The sequence below is a fragment of the Chryseobacterium sp. SIMBA_028 genome, from assembly GCF_046535285.1.
Classification (GTDB): domain Bacteria; phylum Bacteroidota; class Bacteroidia; order Flavobacteriales; family Weeksellaceae; genus Chryseobacterium.
On the sequence record NZ_JAWRWZ010000595.1, the window covers coordinates 1 to 252 of the forward strand.

General features: G+C 40.9%; 1 pseudogene. It reads right to left on the bottom strand.

From position 1 onward, the window contains the following. A pseudogene (locus tag SCA31_RS24620) lies at positions 1-252 on the bottom strand (hypothetical protein); the annotation flags it as partial.

Consider the following 252-nt stretch of genomic DNA (forward strand, 5'->3'; position numbering starts at 1 on the left):
CGAAGAATTCGAAAGAATCATCCTGACCGTAAGATACCTGGATATGGTCTAATGTTGTTCCGTTTCCGACACCTCCTAATGACAAGGCATTTACTTCGTTACCAGAATTAGCGCCTACAAAATCGTATCCGGCAAATTCAATACGAACATATTTTAATGTACCTGCATTATGGGCAGCATTGGTACCTCCAAAATAATAATCGCTACCTGTTAAACCTTCGATAGTCGTTGTAGTCGGTACATTGGTTGGTG